The 259-nt window shown below is 70.7% G+C and carries 1 protein-coding gene; it reads right to left on the minus strand.

Annotation, left to right across the window (positions count from 1 at the left end):
- Positions 1-259 (minus strand): hypothetical protein (locus IG74_RS54100; RefSeq protein WP_234334708.1); only part of this gene is annotated, 259 nt, incomplete at both ends.

The following is a 259-nucleotide window of genomic DNA, read 5'->3' on the forward strand; positions in this document are numbered from 1 at the left end:
CCCCAGCGCTGGGGGTACTCCGCCCCCACGATCCGGCCCAGACCCCACGCAAGCGACTGCACCGGACTCACCAGCCGGTCGGAACGACCCACCGACACCGCACCCCGAGTGCCACACCACAGCGGAGCCGTCACACCCGCATCACCCAACCCCTGGACCAGCCCCACCAACGCGGCAAACCCAGCAGGAACACCCCCGAAGACCCCATGCCCCGACTCGTCCAGCGCCACCAGCGAGAACACACCCGCCACACCCGACG

It is taken from the genome of Streptomyces sp. NRRL B-1347 (assembly GCF_000720325.1).
Lineage (GTDB): Bacteria > Actinomycetota > Actinomycetes > Streptomycetales > Streptomycetaceae > Streptomyces.